Source organism: Telluria sp. ZB4P37, assembly GCF_059685855.1.
Genome location: NZ_JCASID010000006.1, coordinates 107,086 through 121,645, shown reverse-complemented (window position 1 = coordinate 121,645; position 14,560 = coordinate 107,086). Strand labels below are relative to the sequence as shown.

The window sequence follows — 14,560 nt, the reverse complement described above, 5'->3', positions numbered from 1 at the left end:
CTCCCACAAGGAAGCCGGCCTTCTTCATTGGAGCGGCGAACCGCCCCGCCATTAATTAGTTACTGATCGCGCGCCAGCACGCCATTGTTCACGCGCACGCGGTCGCCCTGGCGGAAGCCCGGGTCGTTTTCGTACTGCAAGGTCTGGGTGCCGCCGTTAGCGTAGCGCACCACGACCTCGTAGCGTTGGGCCTTGTTCATGTTGCGCTGGATGTTGCGGCCAGCAAGGCCGCCCGCCACTGCGCCGGCCACCGAAGCTGCCGTACGGCCGCTGCCGCTGCCGACCTGGTTGCCCAGCAGGCCGCCGACCACGGCGCCGCCGACGGTGCCCAGGTAGTTGCCGTTACCCGACACTTCGATCACGTTGACCGCTTCCACGGTGGCGCAATTGGTGCAATAACGTGCCACCCGCGCCTGCTCGCCGCGGGTTTCCATCAGCAGTGGACGGGCCAGCACCGAGGTCGTGTAGCGGCCGTTGGCGCGGATGGTCGCGGTGACTCGGCTGGTCGGGGTGACGGCGTCGCGGTTGCGCACCGTGTAGATGGCTTCGTATTCGCCCGGACGCACTTCCGGCAGGAAGAACACGCCGCGGGTACCGGCGATCGCCACTTCGACGCGGGCGCCGGGGGTGCCGACCACCATGAAGCGCAGCTCGTTGCCCGGGCCGAGATCCGGTGCGCCCTGCACGTCGAAGCGCTGGATCACCAGGTTCGAGGCGATCTGGCCGCGGCGGTCGCCGCGCTGGACGTTCGCGGCCAGCACCGATTCGCTCAGCAGGCTGGTAGCGACCTGGTTCCCCAGGCGCAGGTTTGCGGTCACGCCGCTGCTGGCCACGATGCGGTCGCGTGTGCCAATGGTATAGGTGCCGGTGTACTGGCCTGGCTCGACTTCGGTCAGGTTCAGGTTGCGCGTGGCGCCGTCGATGCGCAGCGTGGCGTTGCCGCCCGGGCTGCCGTACAGGTCGAAGTGCAGCTCGACGCCCGGCATCAGGCGGCGCACTTCTTCCACGTTGAAGCCATTGATGACCGGGCCGTAGGCGCGGCTGTCGCGGCTGTCGCGGCTGTCGCGGCTGTCGCGGTCCTGGTATTGCTGGGCCTGGGCAGCGGCGCCACCCAGGGCGACGGGGCCGAACGCCACGATGGTGGCGAAGACGGCTTGTACTAGATTACGAAATTGCATGGTGTTTCCTCCGTTTTTGAATGCAGGCACGAGCTTGTATGTCAATACGTGCAAGTTACGCCCTGACCCAACAGGAGTCCGTTCGCTAACGAACGTAGTGAACGGCCTCCCCGGAGGTGACGTAGATGGTGTCGCCCGCTTCCGGACGAATCGCATGGCCGCCGGTGAAGGAGCCGAAGGACGGCAGGATCATGCGCTCGCGCCCGACCACGAAACACGGCAGGCGCAGGGAATCGAAGCGGGTCGCCAGCACGTAGACCGGGTGGATGTGGCCGGCCAGGGCATAGCCCGGGGTAGCCAGGTCGGGGTGGTGGCAAAAGGCGAAGGGCCCGAGCGCATGCGGCTCGTCCACCAGTTCGATACCGAGCGCCCTGGCCGGGTCGCCCGCATGGCGGTCGTGGTTTCCGCGCACGAGAATCAGGTTGAGCTCGCGCCGGCGCTCGCGCCAGGCCAGCATTGCCTGCTGGGTGGCGCTGGCATGGGCCGCGCGCGCATGCAAAAAATCGCCGAGGAAGGCGACCTGGCGCGCCCCATGCGCGTCGATCAGCGCGTCCAGCCCGGCCAGGTTCTCGGTGGTGGTCCCGCGCGGCACTGGCACGCCGAGCGCGCGGAAGGCGGCGGCCTTGCCGAAGTGGATGTCGGCGATGACCAGCATGTCTTGCGCCGGCCAGTACAGCGCCTTCTCGGGCAGCAGCAGCATGGTTTCGCCGGCGATGCGCACCGGCAGGCTCGTGGTCTTGGCCATGGTGCTCATACGGCAGCCGCTTTTTCCAGTTCGCGCACCATGCGCGAGACGCGGTCGGACAGCTTCTCGGTGCTGACCTTCTCGCGGAAGCGCTCGACCATCAGCGCGAAACCGAAGGGCGTGGCGCGCTTGACCTCGCGGTAGGCCACGCGCCGCCCGTGCAGTTCGACCAGGGTCTCGCGCAGCCGGGTCAGTTCCAGCTCCTGCTCCAGCACCTCGCGCTGGGCTTGCGTCAGCAGCAGGTTGCCTGAATCGTGCTTGCGGAAGACTTCGAAAAACAGCGAGGACGAAGCCTGCAGCTGCCGGTTCGATTTCGGCTGGCCCGGATAGCCCTGGAAGATCAGGCCGGCGATGCGGGCCACCTCGCGAAAGCGCTGCTGCGACAACTGGGTCGCGTTCAGGCTGCCCAACACGTCCTCGAGCAGGCAGTCGGTGGAGAACAAGTCCACGCCGGCGCCTGCTTCGGCGTCAAAAATGCCCGGCCAGTCGACCGGCTCCGGGCTCATGAGCTCGAAGCCGTAATCGTTGATCGCGATCGAAAAGGTCGATGGCTGCATGCGCCCGACGCGGTAGGCGAACAGCGAGGCAAGGCCCATGTGCACCGAGCGTCCCGCGAACGGGTACACGAACAGGTGGTAGCCTTCGCGGCTCTTCATATGCTCCAGCACCAGGGTCTCGTTGGTGGGCAGCGCCGACCAGCGGCACTGGATTTCGATCAGCGGGCGGATCGATTCCATCTCGGGACTATCGTAGATGCCCGTTGATGCCAGCCGCAATTCCTCGAGCGCCGCATTCGCCAGTTCCGACGACATCGGCATCTTGGCCCCGCCCCAGCGCGCGATCGCGCCGCGGCTGCCCGTGGCGCGCTTGACGAAAGCCGTCATCTCATGCACGCGGATGAATTCCAGGATGCGCCCGCCGAACAGGAAATGGTCGCCCTGCTTCATGCGCGAGATGAAGGATTCCTCGACGCTGCCGATGCGGCCCCCGCTCATGTATTTCACCGAGATCGAGGCATCGGACACGATGGTGCCGATGCCCATGCGGTGGCGGCGACCGATGGCGCTGTCGGGCACGCGGTAGACGCCCTCTTCGTCGGGCAGCACGCGGCGATATTCCGGGTAGACCGTCAGGCTCTGGCCGCCGCGCGCGACAAAGTCGAGCGCCCACTGCCATTCTTCCTCATCCAGGTTGCGGTAGGACCAGGCCTGGCGCACTTCCTCGTACAGCTCTTTCGACACGAAGCCACCGCCCAGTGCCACCGTGACCAGGTGCTGCACCAGCACGTCGAAGGGCTTGTTCGGCACGTAGCGGCCTTCGATGCGGCGCGCCGCCACCGCTTTTTTGGCGCCGGCCGCTTCCAGCAGTTCCAGGCTGTTGGTCGGCACCAGGGTCACGCGCGAGATGCGTCCCGGCGCGTGGCCGCTGCGGCCGGCGCGCTGCAGCAGCCGGGCGATGCCCTTGGCGCTGCCGATCTGCAGCACGCGCTCGACCGGCAAAAAGTCCACCCCCAGGTCCAGGCTGGCGGTGCAGATCACGGCCTTCAGTTCGCCCTTCTTGAGTCCCTGTTCCACCCATTCGCGCACCTCGCGATCCAAGGAGCCGTGGTGCAGCGCAATCACGCCGGCCCAGTCGGGCCGCGCCTCCAGGATGTTCTGGTACCAGATCTCGGACTGGGCCCGGGTATTGGTAAACACCAGGGTCGCATTGTAGTGTTCGATCTCGTTGATCACCGGCTGCAGCATCTGCAGGCCCATGTGCCCGCCCCAGGGAAAGCGCGCCACGTTCTGGGGAATCAGGCAGTCGACCTGGATCTGCTTGCGCATGTCGCCCTCGACCAGCACGCCCTCGTCGCCCCCTAACAGCACCTGGCGCGCCAGGTCGAGGTTGCCCATGGTGGCCGACACACCCCACACCAGCAATTCGGGGCGCCAGTGGCGCAGGCGCGCCAGCGCCAGCTGCACCTGCACGCCGCGTTTACTGCCCATCAGTTCGTGCCACTCGTCGATGACGATCATGTCGAGATGCTTGAACTGCTCACCAGCGGCCGCGTGGCTCAGCATCAGCGACAGGCTTTCCGGTGTGGTCACCAGGGTGGCCGGCATCTTGCGCGTCTGGCGCGCACGCTCGGCCGAGCCGGTGTCGCCGGTTCGCGCGCCGATGGCCCACTCGGGCATGAGCTGGGCGGCGGATTCTTCGAGTGCGCGCATGGTGTCGGCCGCGAGCGCGCGCATTGGCGTAATCCACAGCACGCGCAGGCCCGCCGTCTGGCGTCCAGTCTTGAGGCCTGCGCGCTGCAGGGCGGCGAACCAGACAGCGAAGGTCTTGCCGGCGCCGGTGTTCGCATGCAGCAGGCCCGATTCGCCCTTGAGCGCCGCCTTCCAGACGTTGCGCTGGAAGGGAAAGACCTTCCAGCCTTTCTCCGCGAACCAGGCGTCGATGCGTTCGGTAACAGGGTTCTTTTTAGTCATGCACCCGCTTTTTCTCCCGCTGCGGCCAGCAAGCCTTTCAGGGTATCGAGGGTATCGGCTTCGTCCACCGGCTTGTCCTGGCGCCGGCGCAGGATGCGCGGAAAGCGCACTGCCACACCGGCCTTGTGCCGGGTCGACAGCGCAATGCCTTCGAAGCCGAGTTCGAACACCATGGTGGGTTTCACCGAACGCACCGGCCCGAATTTCTCGATGGTCGTCTTGCGCACGGCATTGTCGACCTGCGCAATCTCGGCATCGGTCAGGCCGGAATAGGCTTTCGCAAAGGGCACCAGCTTGCGCTCCTCGCCTTCGCCATCCCAGACCGCGAAGGTGTAGTCGGTGTAGAGCGAGGCGCGGCGTCCGCTGCCGGCCTGGGCGTAGATCAGCACCGCATCCACCGTGTACGGGTCGACCTTCCACTTCCACCAGGTGCCGACATCCTTGGTGCGGCCCACGCCATACTGCGCGCCGCGCGCCTTGAGCATCATGCCCTCGACCCCGCGCTGGCGCGATTCTTCACGCAAGGTCGCCAGCTCGGCCCAGCTGTCGGCCTTGATGACAGGCGACGTGCGCAGCTGCGGGGAAGCGGCGGCGGCCACCTCGGTTTCCATCAGGGCGCGCCGCTCGTGCTGGGGCAGCGCGCGCAGGTCGACGCCGCCGAACTCCAGCAAATCGTAGCAGCACAGCACCGCCGGCAGTTCGCCCAGCAGTTTACTGCTTAAGGTCTTGCGGCCAATGCGCTTTTGCAGGTCCGCAAACGCCGCCGGGGCGTCGCAACCAGGCTGCCAGATCAGCACTTCGCCATCCAGGACCGTGCCTTCGGGGATGCGCACGCTCGCCAGTTCCGGAAAGCGCTCGGTGATCAAGTCTTCGCCACGCGACCACAGGTAGTTCTGGCCGCCGCGCCGCACCAGCTGGGCGCGGATGCCGTCGTATTTCCACTCCACCTGCCAGTCGTCGACTTCGCCTAAAGTAGCAGGGTCGCCCTGCAACTGGTGCGCCAAAAAGAAGGGGTAAGGCTGGCCGCCGCGCAGCTTGTGCTCCTCATCGGATTGTTCGGCGATCAGCTGGAGGAAGCTGGTCGCCGTGGGTCTGACGGAATTGTCGGTCCAGCCCATCAAACGCTGGGCAATCAGCTTGCTGTCCACGGCGGCAATCGCCGCCAGCGCACGCGTCACCAGCAGGCGCGAGACGCCGACCCGGAAGCCGCCGCCGATGAGTTTCACGAACAGGAAGCGCTCGCGCCAATCCAGTTCATCCCAGGCCGCGAACAGCGCCTCGCGGATGGTGCCGGGGTCGGCGCCGCGCAGGGGGCCGATGCGCTCTTCCATCCACTGCGCCAGCCCGACGTCGCTGCGCCTGCTGGGCGCCGGCAAAATATGGGCGATGGTCTCGGCCATGTCGCCGACCGCGTGGTAGGACTCGTCGAACAGCCATTCGTCCAGCCCCGCGTATTCGATGGCGTACTGGCGCAGCAGCTTGGTCGGCACTGCCTGGCGCGGCTTGCCGCCGGCCAGGAAGTAGACGGCCCAGGCGGCGTTTTCGGGCGCCGCGCTGGAAAAATACTGCTGCAGGGCGTCGAGCTTGCGGGTGGTGGAAGTGGTTTCGTCGAGTTCGGCGTACAGGCGGGCGAATTCACGCATCAGGCTCTCCTGCGGGCGCCTCATCCTCCCCCTCCGCCTTCACCTTTGAGGCCGCATCAAGAGCCGGCGGCGCCGATTCGTCCTCTTCCTCGTCGCCGTATTCGGTATCGAAACCCTTGGCATCGAGCCCGTTCTGGCACAGCCAGCGCACCATGGTCGGAATCGACCCATGGGTGACGATGACGCGTTCGGCTTCGGTCGCCTTGATGGCGCTCATCAGGCCGGGCCAGTCGGCATGGTCGGACAGCACGAAACCGCGGTCCACGCCGCGGCGGCGGCGCGCACCGCGCAGCAGCATCCAGCCGCTGGCGAACGCGTCGCTGTAGTCGCCGAAGCGCTTCATCCAGGGCGAGCCGCCCGCGGACGGCGGCGCGATGACGATCGCACGGCGCAGCGCGGCCTTGTCGATGTCGCTGACCATCACCGTCTCGGGCAGGTCCACCCCGCCGGCACGGTAGACGCGGTTGAGCGGCTCGACCGCGCCATGGCAGACGATCGGACCAATCGACGCGTCGAGGCGCGACAGGATGCGCTGGGCCTTTCCGAAGGCGTAGGCGAACACCACGCTGCAGCGGCCTTCGTCAGCGTTCTTGCGCCACCAGGCGTTGATCTCGTCGATGGTCTGCTGCTCGGGCTCCCAGCGGTAGATCGGCAGGCCGAACGTAGATTCCGTGATGAAGGTGTCGCAGACAACCGGCTCGAAGGGTACGCAGGTCTTGTCGGGTTCGACCTTGTAGTCGCCCGAGGCAACCCAGACTTCGCCGCCACATTCCATGCGCACCTGGGCCGACCCGAGCACGTGGCCGGCCGGGTGCAGCGAGATGGCCACGCCGTTATGGGTGACGGTCTCGCCGTATTCGATGCCGTCGATATTGATGTCGCTACCTAAGCGCGAGCGCAGCACGTTCACGCCGGAGCTAGTGGACAGGTAATGCCCGTGGCCGACCCGCGCGTGGTCGCCGTGGGCGTGCGTGATCACGGCCCGGTCCACCGGGCGCCAGGGGTCGATATAGAACTGGCCGGGCACGCAATACAGCCCCTCCTTGCGCACGACTACCATGTCTCCCATGCGGTCCTTTCTCGTTGAAGCGCGGCTCACGCCGCCTGGGCCTGCGAGGCCTGCAGCGGCTGGAGGAATCCGGCCAGGAAAGTATGCGGTTCTTCCTGTCCAGGGAAGGCCAGCGTCACCTGGTCGCCGGCCACGGCAATTACCGTGCCCTCGCCATATTTCGCTGCCATGGCGCGCCCGCCGACTTCGTACTGCGGGCCGCTCGGTTCGGGCGCCGGTTCGCGGTCGAACTCGTCGTCGCGGATCTCGATGTCGTCCAGTGCCTGCGCCGGCGGGTTCAGGCAGTTGTCGCACTTGCAGCACTTCTCGAAGCCCTCGACCTCGTCGCCGAAATAATCCAATAGCAGTTTCCAGCGGCAAAAGCCACTCACGGCATAGCCTACCATCTGGTCGAGCGCCTCGCGGTCCCGATCGGATTTCTGCACATAGACCTCGGCCAGCTCCTCGAAAATGCCGGGCTTCGGCTCCTTGCTGGAAGGCAAAAATTCGAGCTTGCGGTTCTGGCGCAGCAGCTTGCCGTCCTTGAGCAGCTTGAGGCAGACCGTGAGCTTGGCTTCCCCCGCCTCTTCCAGCGCGCTTTCCAGGCGCGCGCCGGTGACCGGGCCTTCCTGCGCCAGCTCGCCTACCACGATGAACACGGTCTGCAATTCGGCTGCGGATGGGTAATGCTTGATGAGGAAAAATTGCTGGATGCGCTTGTCGTCCTGCAGGAACAGCAAGGTGCACTGCGCGTCCAGACCATCGCGGCCGGCGCGGCCCGATTCCTGGTAATAGGATTCGAGGTTGGCCGGAATCTGCAGGTGGATCACGAAGCGGGTATCGCTCTTGTCGATCCCCATGCCGAAGGCATTGGTGGCGACCATGACGCGGCGCTCGCCGTTCATGAACATGTCCTGGTTCAGCTTGCGCTGGGCGGCAGGGAGCTTGCCGTGGTAGATCGTGACCGATTCGCCGGCTTCTTCCAGCACGGCCAGCATTTCCTCGGCCACCTTGACGGTGGCAGCGTAGACGATGCCGATGCCCGGCGTTTCCTGCACCAGCCTGAGCGCCTGGCTCAGTTTTTCCTGCGGATTGGTGACCTGTACCACGCTGTAGTGCAAATTCGGCCGGTAGATGCCGGTGTTGATGACGTTCATCTTGCGGCCCAGCTGCTTGCCGATGTCGGCAATCACCTCGTCGGTGGCGGTGGCCGTCAGGGCCAGCACCGGCGGCTTGCCGAGGGCGTCGATGGCGGCGCCCAGGCCGATATAGGCCGGGCGGAAATCATGCCCCCATTGGGAAATGCAGTGGGCTTCGTCGATTACGACGATGGCCAGCGTGACGGCCTTGAGTACGTCGATGAAGTCGGGCGAGACCAGGCGTTCGGGCGTGCAGAACACGATCTCGCAGGCTTCGGTGGCAATCGCCTCGAGCGCCGCGGCTTCTTCTTCCGCATTCAGGGTGCTGTTGACCTGCACCGAGCGGATGCCGAGCTCTTCCAGCTTCTCGAGCTGGTCCTTCATCAGCGAAATCAGGGGCGACACGACGATGGTCATCCCCTCCAGCATCTTGGCGGGGATCTGGTAGCACAGCGACTTGCCGCCGCCGGTAGGCATGATGGCCAGCGTGTCCTTTCCGTCGAGGACACTGTCGATGATGAGTTTCTGGCCTTCGCGCAGCTGCTCGATCCCGAAGGTCGAACGCAGCAGGCGGCGGATGGTGTTGCGGCGCACGGCCAGCAGGCCGCGGTGCAGGAGAGTGGGTTCGTGTCGTGTCATGGTGACACCAACTGTAGGGCCGGCACATGGCGCACACTATAGGACACAGCCTAACTCTCCCGTAGGAGCTCAACTTTTCGACGTGGCAAGAATGTCACAGCATCAATTCCTACAGATCCACGGAGTTTTTACCGATAGTCACTGCCGGGTCGGGGTCGTAAGATGACACCATCAATAACGCATCTAGCCGATCAGGAGAACATCATGTCACGCCACAATCCCATGACGTGGACCGCCGTCCACCTGGCGCTGGCCAGCGTAGCAACCTGGTTGCTGCTTGAAACCGAAGCGCTGACTGGCGCGATGATGGTGGCTTTCCACTGATCGATCCCGTGCGGCGCGACCTGCCGCACCGACCGTAGCAATAAAAAACGCCATCCCTGGCAACGAGGATGGCGTTTTGTCCTTACTGGAAAGCGGGCCATGCGGCCCGCCCTCCCATCAGGCAGCTTTCGCTTCCTGCACTTCTTCTTCCACCGGCTGGCGCATCAGATAATCAAAAGCCGCCAGCGAGGCCTTGGCGCCCTCGCCCACCGCGATCACGATCTGCTTGAACGGCACCGTGGTGACGTCCCCCGCCGCGAACACGCCCGGGATCGAGGTCATGCCGCGCACGTCCACTTCGATCTCGCCGTGCGCCGACAGCTCCATCGTGCCCTTGAGCCATTCGGCATTCGGCACCAGGCCGATCTGCACGAAGACGCCTTCCAGGTCGATCCGGTGTACGTCGCCGCTGTCGCGGTCCTTGTAGGACAGGCCGTTGACGATCTTGCCGTCGCCATGCACTTCAGTGGTCTGAGCCGACTTGATCACGGTAACGTTCTTTAGCGAATAGAGCTTGCGCTGCAGGACGGCATCGGCGCGCAGTTCGGCGCCGAACTCGATCAGGGTGACTTCCTTGACGATGCCGGCCAGGTCGATCGCCGCTTCCACACCCGAATTGCCGCCGCCGATCACGGCCACGCGCTTGCCCTTGAACAGCGGGCCGTCGCAGTGCGGGCAATACGCCACGCCATGGTTGCGGTATTCCTTTTCGCCCGGCACGTTAATTTCGCGCCAGCGGGCGCCGGTGGCGATGATCACGGACTTCGACTGCAGCACGGCGCCGCTTTCGGTATGCACTTCGATCAGCTTGCCCTCGACCAGCCTGGTGGCGCGCTGGGTATTCATGATGTCGACTTCGTAGTGCTTGACGTGCTCTTCCAGGGCGACGGCGAATTTCGGGCCGTCGGTTTCCTTCATCGAGACGAAGTTCTCGATGGCGAGGGTGTCCAGCACCTGGCCGCCGAAACGGTCGGACAGCACGCCGGTGCGGATGCCCTTGCGGGCGGCATAGATCGCCGCGGCCGCGCCGGCAGGACCGCCGCCGACGATCAGCACGTCGAACGGGTCTTTCCTGTTCAGCTCTTGCGCCTTGCGGGCGCCGGCATTGGTGTCGATCTTGGCCAGGATCTCTTCCACGCTGGTGCGGCCCTGGCCAAAGTGCTGGCCGTTCAGGAACATCATCGGTACCGCCATGATCTGGCGCGCTTCGACTTCGCTCTTGAACACGCCGCCATCGATGGCGACGACCTTGATGCGCGGGTTGATCACCGCCATCGAATTCAGCGCCTGCACGACTTCCGGGCAGTTATGGCAGGACAGCGAGATGAAGGTCTCGAAGACGTAGTCGCCTTCCAGGTTCCTGATCTGCTCGATGACGGCGGCGTCCAGCTTGATCGGGTGGCCGCCGACCTGCAGCAGCGCCAGCACCAGCGACGAAAATTCGTGGCCGAGCGGGATACCGGCGAAACGCACGCCGATGTCGGTGCCGACGCGGTTGATGGCGAAGGACGGCTTGCGCTCGTTCGCATCGTCACTCTGTCGAACGATAATCTTGTCGCTCAACGCGGCGATTTCGCGGAGCAGTTCATCCATTTCGCGCGCTTTCGGCGAATCATCCAGCGATGCAACGAGCTCAATCGGCTGCACCACTTTTTCCAGATAGGCTTGCAACTGCTTCTTGAGGGTTGCGTCGAGCATGGTGTTTTTCCTTGAATGGCAGTGAATAGGACGTTGGAAAACAAGCGGGCCGCCGCGGCGGCCCGGCAGGGTACTACTCGACTACTTGATTAGATCTTGCCGACCAGGTCCAGCGACGGGGTCAGGGTCTCGGCGCCTTCGGTCCACTTGGCCGGGCAGACTTCGCCTGGGTGCGAGGCGACGTACTGGGCAGCCTTCACTTTGCGCATCAGTTCCGATGCGTCGCGGCCGATGCCGTTGTCGTGCACTTCCATGATCTTGATCTGGCCTTCAGGATTGATCACGAAGGTACCGCGCAGTGCCATGCCTTCTTCTTCGATCATGACTTCGAAATTGCGCGACAGGGTGCCGGTCGGGTCGCCGATCAGCGGATAGTTGACCTTCTTGATGGCTTCCGAGGTGTCGAACCATGCCTTGTGCGCGAAGTGGCTGTCGGTCGACACGCCGTACACGTTCACGCCCATCCTGGCGAATTCAGGCTGGAATGCAGCCAGGTCTTCCAGTTCGGTCGGGCAAACGAAGGTGAAGTCAGCCGGGTAGAACATGACAACCGACCAGGTGCCCTTGAAGTTTTCTTCGGTCAGATCGACGAACTTGCCGTTGGCGAAAGCGGTTGCCTTGAATGGCTTGATCTGGGTATTGATGAGGGACATGTAATCTCCTGTTTGGGGTTGAAAGTTGATAGACGCAAGTGTACTGCCGTGCTCGTCTTTTGTGAAATTGATTGATTCGATGCTTGTTATAGATTTTAACTATCAAACAAGCTTAACGTATGTCATGACAAACGAATAATGCCGGGGAACCGGCATAGGCGTGCAGTGTGGACGAATTGACAGCAGGGTGCAACCAGCGCTTCGATAAGGGATTAGCCGGCTCGTACGGTGGGCAGATTCTGCCCACGCGTTCACATCACGGGTGAGCCGACGTTGCGGCGAATCGTCAGCTGGTTGAACGCGTGGGCCTCTCATGCGTTCGCGCTCGCCGCCAGCGTCCGGGATACGGCCCTTCACGCGTTCGCGGTAGCCGCCACCGTCTGCTCGCAGCAAGGCAGCACCAGCGTAAACGTCGATCCCTCGCCCGGCTTGCTGTTGACCCGCAGCTCGCCGCCATGCGACATCGCCAGCTGGCGCGAGATGTACAGCCCCAGGCCCAGCCCCTTCGGCTCGCCATTGCGCGCGCCGCGTTCGTACGGCTCGAAGATGCGATCCAGGTCGCCGGGGGAGATGCCCTTGCCCTCGTCGCGCACGTCGATGCGTACCATGTCGCCGCTGCACCGCACGCTGACCTCGACCGGCCCGCCGCCGCCATAGCGCATGGCATTGGTCAGCAGGTTCACCACCACCTGCTCGATGCGGAATTCGTCCCAGCAGCCCTGCACCGGATGATGCTCGCGCAGCGACAGCGTGCTGCCGGTGGCCGCGGCCTGCAGCGACAGGTCGCTGACAATGCGCTCCAGCAGGTTCATGAGCTCGACCTGGCTGGGGCGGATCGAGAGCTGGCCGCTGCGCATGCGCGAGACGTCGAGCATGTCGTCGATCAGGCGGATCATGGCCTTGATCTGGCGCTCGTCGCGCTTGATCATGGCGTCGAACTGCTCGGCCCCGATGGTGGCCAGCGTGCCGCGCTTGAGCTGCAGGCTGCGCATCTGCGCTTCCAGGAACAAGGTGTTGAGCGGCGTGCGCAGCTCGTGCGCGACCAGCGACATGAATTCGTCGCGCATGCGCAGCGAGCGCTGCAGCTCTTCCTGGGTCTGGTTCAGTTCGCGCAGCAGGGTTTCCTGCTCCTGGCGGCTGCGCTCGAGCGCGGCCATCTGGCGCTGCATCTGGCGGCGCTGCTGGTCGAGCGTGACGAACACGTTCACTTTGCTGCGCACGGCATCCGGGTCGAGCGGCTTGTACAAAAAGTCCACCGCGCCGGTCTCGTAGCCCTTGAAGGCGTAATTGAGTTCGCGCCCGGCGGCCGAGACGAACACGATCGGGATGTCGCGGGTGCGCGAGGTCGAGCGCATCAGTTCGGCCAGCTCGAAGCCGTCCATGTCCGGCATCTGCACGTCGAGGATGGCCAGCGCGAACTCGTGCTCGAGCATCAGCGCCAGCGCCGCCTCGCCGGACGAGGCCTGGAACACGAGGCGCTCTTCGCCGCGGATCAAGGCGTCGAGGGCGCGCAGGTTTTCCGGCAGGTCGTCGACGATCAGGAGTTTGCTAGGGTCATGGACGCTCATTGGGTCTCCAACAGGGGAAGCAATGCCCGGATACCGGACAGGGGCAGCACGAGATGAGGCGCACAGCGCCGGATGGCCTCGACCGGCATGGCGCTGGCCTGGGCCTCGCCCGGGTCCTGCACTACCGTCAGGCCGCCGCGCTCGCGGATCCGGCGCATGCCCTCGGCGCCATCGTGGTTGGCGCCGGTGAGCAGGATGCCTGCCAGCGCCGGGCCATAGGCGTCGGCGGCGGATTCCATCAAGAGGTCGATCGCCGGGCGCGCGAACTGCACCGGGGGTTCACAGCTCAAGGAAAAGGTCCGGTCGCGTTCCACCGACAGATGATAGCCTGAACCGGCAAAAAAAATGACGCCGGGTTCGACCGATTCCTTATCGCGCGCCTCGCGCGCCGGCAGGCCGGCGCGCCGGTCGAACAGCTCGGCCAGCCGGCTCTCGCGGTCGGCCGGCACGTGCAGGATGCACACCACGGCCGAACGAAAGCGCTCGGACAGCGCCGGCAGCAGCCCGACCAGCGCATCGACGCCGCCGGCCGAGCCGCCGATCACCACCAGTTCGATGCGGCGCCCGGCCAGCGCTTCCCTCACCTGTGCGGAGACGGTCACAACACCCCCTTGCGGAACAGGCGCTCGCGCTTGGCCAGCACGTCGAAACGGTCGGCATAAGCCGAAAAATCGATGCTCTCCTTGCTGCCCAGGCCCAGGAAGCCGCGGTAGCACAGCGATTCGTGGAACAGCCCGAGCACGCGGTCCTGCAGGCGGCGGTTGAAGTAAATCAGCACGTTGCGGCAGCTGACGAAATGGGTTTCCGAGAACACGCTGTCGGTGGCCAGGCTGTGGTCGGCGAAGGTCACGTTCTCGATCAAGGCGCGGTTGAACATGGCGCCGTCGTAGGCCGCCGTGTAGTAATCCGAGAAGGCCTCCTTGCCACCGGCCTTCTGGTAGTTCTCGGTGTACAGGCGCATGCGCTCGAGTGCGAACACCCCGCGCCGCGCCGCCTCGAGCGACTCCGGATTGATGTCGGTAGCGTAGATGATGGCGCGATCGAGCAGGCTTTCTTCCTGCAGCAGGATAGCCAGTGAATACACCTCTTCGCCGGTGCTGCAGCCGGCCACCCAGAGCTTGAGCGACGGGTAGGTCTTCAGGAAAGGCACGACCTGCTCACGGATGGCGTTCCAGTATTCCGGGTCGCGGAACATCTCGGTCACGGGAATCGTCAGGTATTGCAGCAACTGGGCAAAACCGCTCGGTTCATGCATCACCTTCGCCTGCAGGGCGGACACGGTTGCACATTCCATCTCGCGCATCGCCACCAGCACGCGGCGTTTCTGCGAGGCGCCGGTGTAGTCCCGGAAGTCGTAGTTGTACTTCAGGTAGACCGCTTCGACCAGCATCTTCAGCTCGATGTCGAAATCGTCCGGCGGCACCGACGGCACCGACGGCAGGTGGTCGGGCATG

11 protein-coding genes are annotated in these 14,560 nt (G+C 64.7%); all 11 read right to left on the bottom strand.

Features of this window, described 5'->3' with window-relative positions:
* Positions 1-59: 59 nt before the first annotated feature.
* Positions 60-1,178: a glycine zipper 2TM domain-containing protein gene (locus tag AC56K1_RS12485; protein WP_497158162.1), complete on the bottom strand. Its 1,119-nt coding sequence runs from the start codon at positions 1,176-1,178 to the stop codon at positions 60-62.
* Between the two features lie 85 nt (positions 1,179-1,263).
* Positions 1,264-1,932: a ligase-associated DNA damage response endonuclease PdeM gene (gene pdeM / locus AC56K1_RS12480; RefSeq protein WP_497158161.1), complete on the bottom strand. Its 669-nt coding sequence runs from the start codon at positions 1,930-1,932 to the stop codon at positions 1,264-1,266.
* Positions 1,929-4,394 carry a ligase-associated DNA damage response DEXH box helicase gene (locus AC56K1_RS12475; protein ID WP_497158160.1) on the bottom strand — a complete coding sequence of 822 codons (2,466 nt, stop codon included), beginning with the start codon at positions 4,392-4,394 and terminating at the stop codon, positions 1,929-1,931. Before AC56K1_RS12475 ends, pdeM begins: the two co-directional genes overlap by 4 nt.
* Positions 4,391-6,037 (bottom strand): ATP-dependent DNA ligase, encoded by a 1,647-nt coding sequence (locus tag AC56K1_RS12470; RefSeq protein ID WP_497158159.1) that lies wholly within the window; start codon positions 6,035-6,037, stop codon positions 4,391-4,393. The genes AC56K1_RS12475 and AC56K1_RS12470 overlap by 4 nt, the downstream gene beginning before the upstream one ends.
* Complete coding sequence (locus tag AC56K1_RS12465) at positions 6,030-7,106, bottom strand: ligase-associated DNA damage response exonuclease (protein WP_497158158.1); 1,077 nt, start codon at positions 7,104-7,106, stop codon at positions 6,030-6,032. The genes AC56K1_RS12470 and AC56K1_RS12465 overlap by 8 nt, the downstream gene beginning before the upstream one ends.
* 26 nt (positions 7,107-7,132) lie before the next feature.
* The gene (locus AC56K1_RS12460) at positions 7,133-8,863 is read right to left on the bottom strand and encodes a RecQ family ATP-dependent DNA helicase (RefSeq protein WP_497158157.1); all 1,731 of its coding nucleotides are present in this window, start codon (positions 8,861-8,863) and stop codon (positions 7,133-7,135) included.
* Positions 8,864-9,304: 441 nt separating this feature from the next.
* The gene (ahpF, locus tag AC56K1_RS12455) at positions 9,305-10,885 is read right to left on the bottom strand and encodes an alkyl hydroperoxide reductase subunit F (RefSeq protein WP_497158156.1); all 1,581 of its coding nucleotides are present in this window, start codon (positions 10,883-10,885) and stop codon (positions 9,305-9,307) included.
* An 89-nt stretch (positions 10,886-10,974) separates the two neighbouring features.
* Positions 10,975-11,538 (bottom strand): alkyl hydroperoxide reductase subunit C, encoded by a 564-nt coding sequence (ahpC, locus tag AC56K1_RS12450; RefSeq protein WP_497158155.1) that lies wholly within the window; start codon positions 11,536-11,538, stop codon positions 10,975-10,977.
* Between the two features lie 353 nt (positions 11,539-11,891).
* Positions 11,892-13,106, bottom strand: coding sequence for a hybrid sensor histidine kinase/response regulator (locus AC56K1_RS12445; RefSeq protein ID WP_497158154.1), 1,215 nt, complete (start codon positions 13,104-13,106; stop codon positions 11,892-11,894).
* Positions 13,103-13,708, bottom strand: coding sequence for a chemotaxis protein CheB (locus tag AC56K1_RS12440; protein ID WP_497158153.1), 606 nt, complete (start codon positions 13,706-13,708; stop codon positions 13,103-13,105). The genes AC56K1_RS12445 and AC56K1_RS12440 overlap by 4 nt, the downstream gene beginning before the upstream one ends.
* Positions 13,705-14,559, bottom strand: a complete 855-nt coding sequence (locus AC56K1_RS12435; RefSeq protein ID WP_497158152.1) for a CheR family methyltransferase — start codon at positions 14,557-14,559, stop codon at positions 13,705-13,707. The genes AC56K1_RS12440 and AC56K1_RS12435 overlap by 4 nt, the downstream gene beginning before the upstream one ends.
* Position 14,560: the final 1 nt, after the last annotated feature.

Excerpts from the sequence above, each read along its gene's own strand:
- AC56K1_RS12485 (WP_497158162.1), bottom strand. The coding sequence starts at position 1,178 with ATGCAATTTCGTAATCTAGTACAAGCCGTCTTCGCCACCATCGTGGCG.
- pdeM (WP_497158161.1), bottom strand. The coding sequence starts at position 1,932 with ATGAGCACCATGGCCAAGACCACGAGCCTGCCGGTGCGCATCGCCGGC.
- AC56K1_RS12475 (WP_497158160.1), bottom strand. The coding sequence starts at position 4,394 with ATGACTAAAAAGAACCCTGTTACCGAACGCATCGACGCCTGGTTCGCG.
- AC56K1_RS12470 (WP_497158159.1), bottom strand. The coding sequence starts at position 6,037 with ATGCGTGAATTCGCCCGCCTGTACGCCGAACTCGACGAAACCACTTCC.
- AC56K1_RS12465 (WP_497158158.1), bottom strand. The coding sequence starts at position 7,106 with ATGGGAGACATGGTAGTCGTGCGCAAGGAGGGGCTGTATTGCGTGCCC.
- AC56K1_RS12460 (WP_497158157.1), bottom strand. The coding sequence starts at position 8,863 with ATGACACGACACGAACCCACTCTCCTGCACCGCGGCCTGCTGGCCGTG.
- ahpF (WP_497158156.1), bottom strand. The coding sequence starts at position 10,885 with ATGCTCGACGCAACCCTCAAGAAGCAGTTGCAAGCCTATCTGGAAAAA.
- ahpC (WP_497158155.1), bottom strand. The coding sequence starts at position 11,538 with ATGTCCCTCATCAATACCCAGATCAAGCCATTCAAGGCAACCGCTTTC.
- AC56K1_RS12445 (WP_497158154.1), bottom strand. The coding sequence starts at position 13,106 with ATGAGCGTCCATGACCCTAGCAAACTCCTGATCGTCGACGACCTGCCG.
- AC56K1_RS12435 (WP_497158152.1), bottom strand. The coding sequence starts at position 14,559 with ATGCCCGACCACCTGCCGTCGGTGCCGTCGGTGCCGCCGGACGATTTC.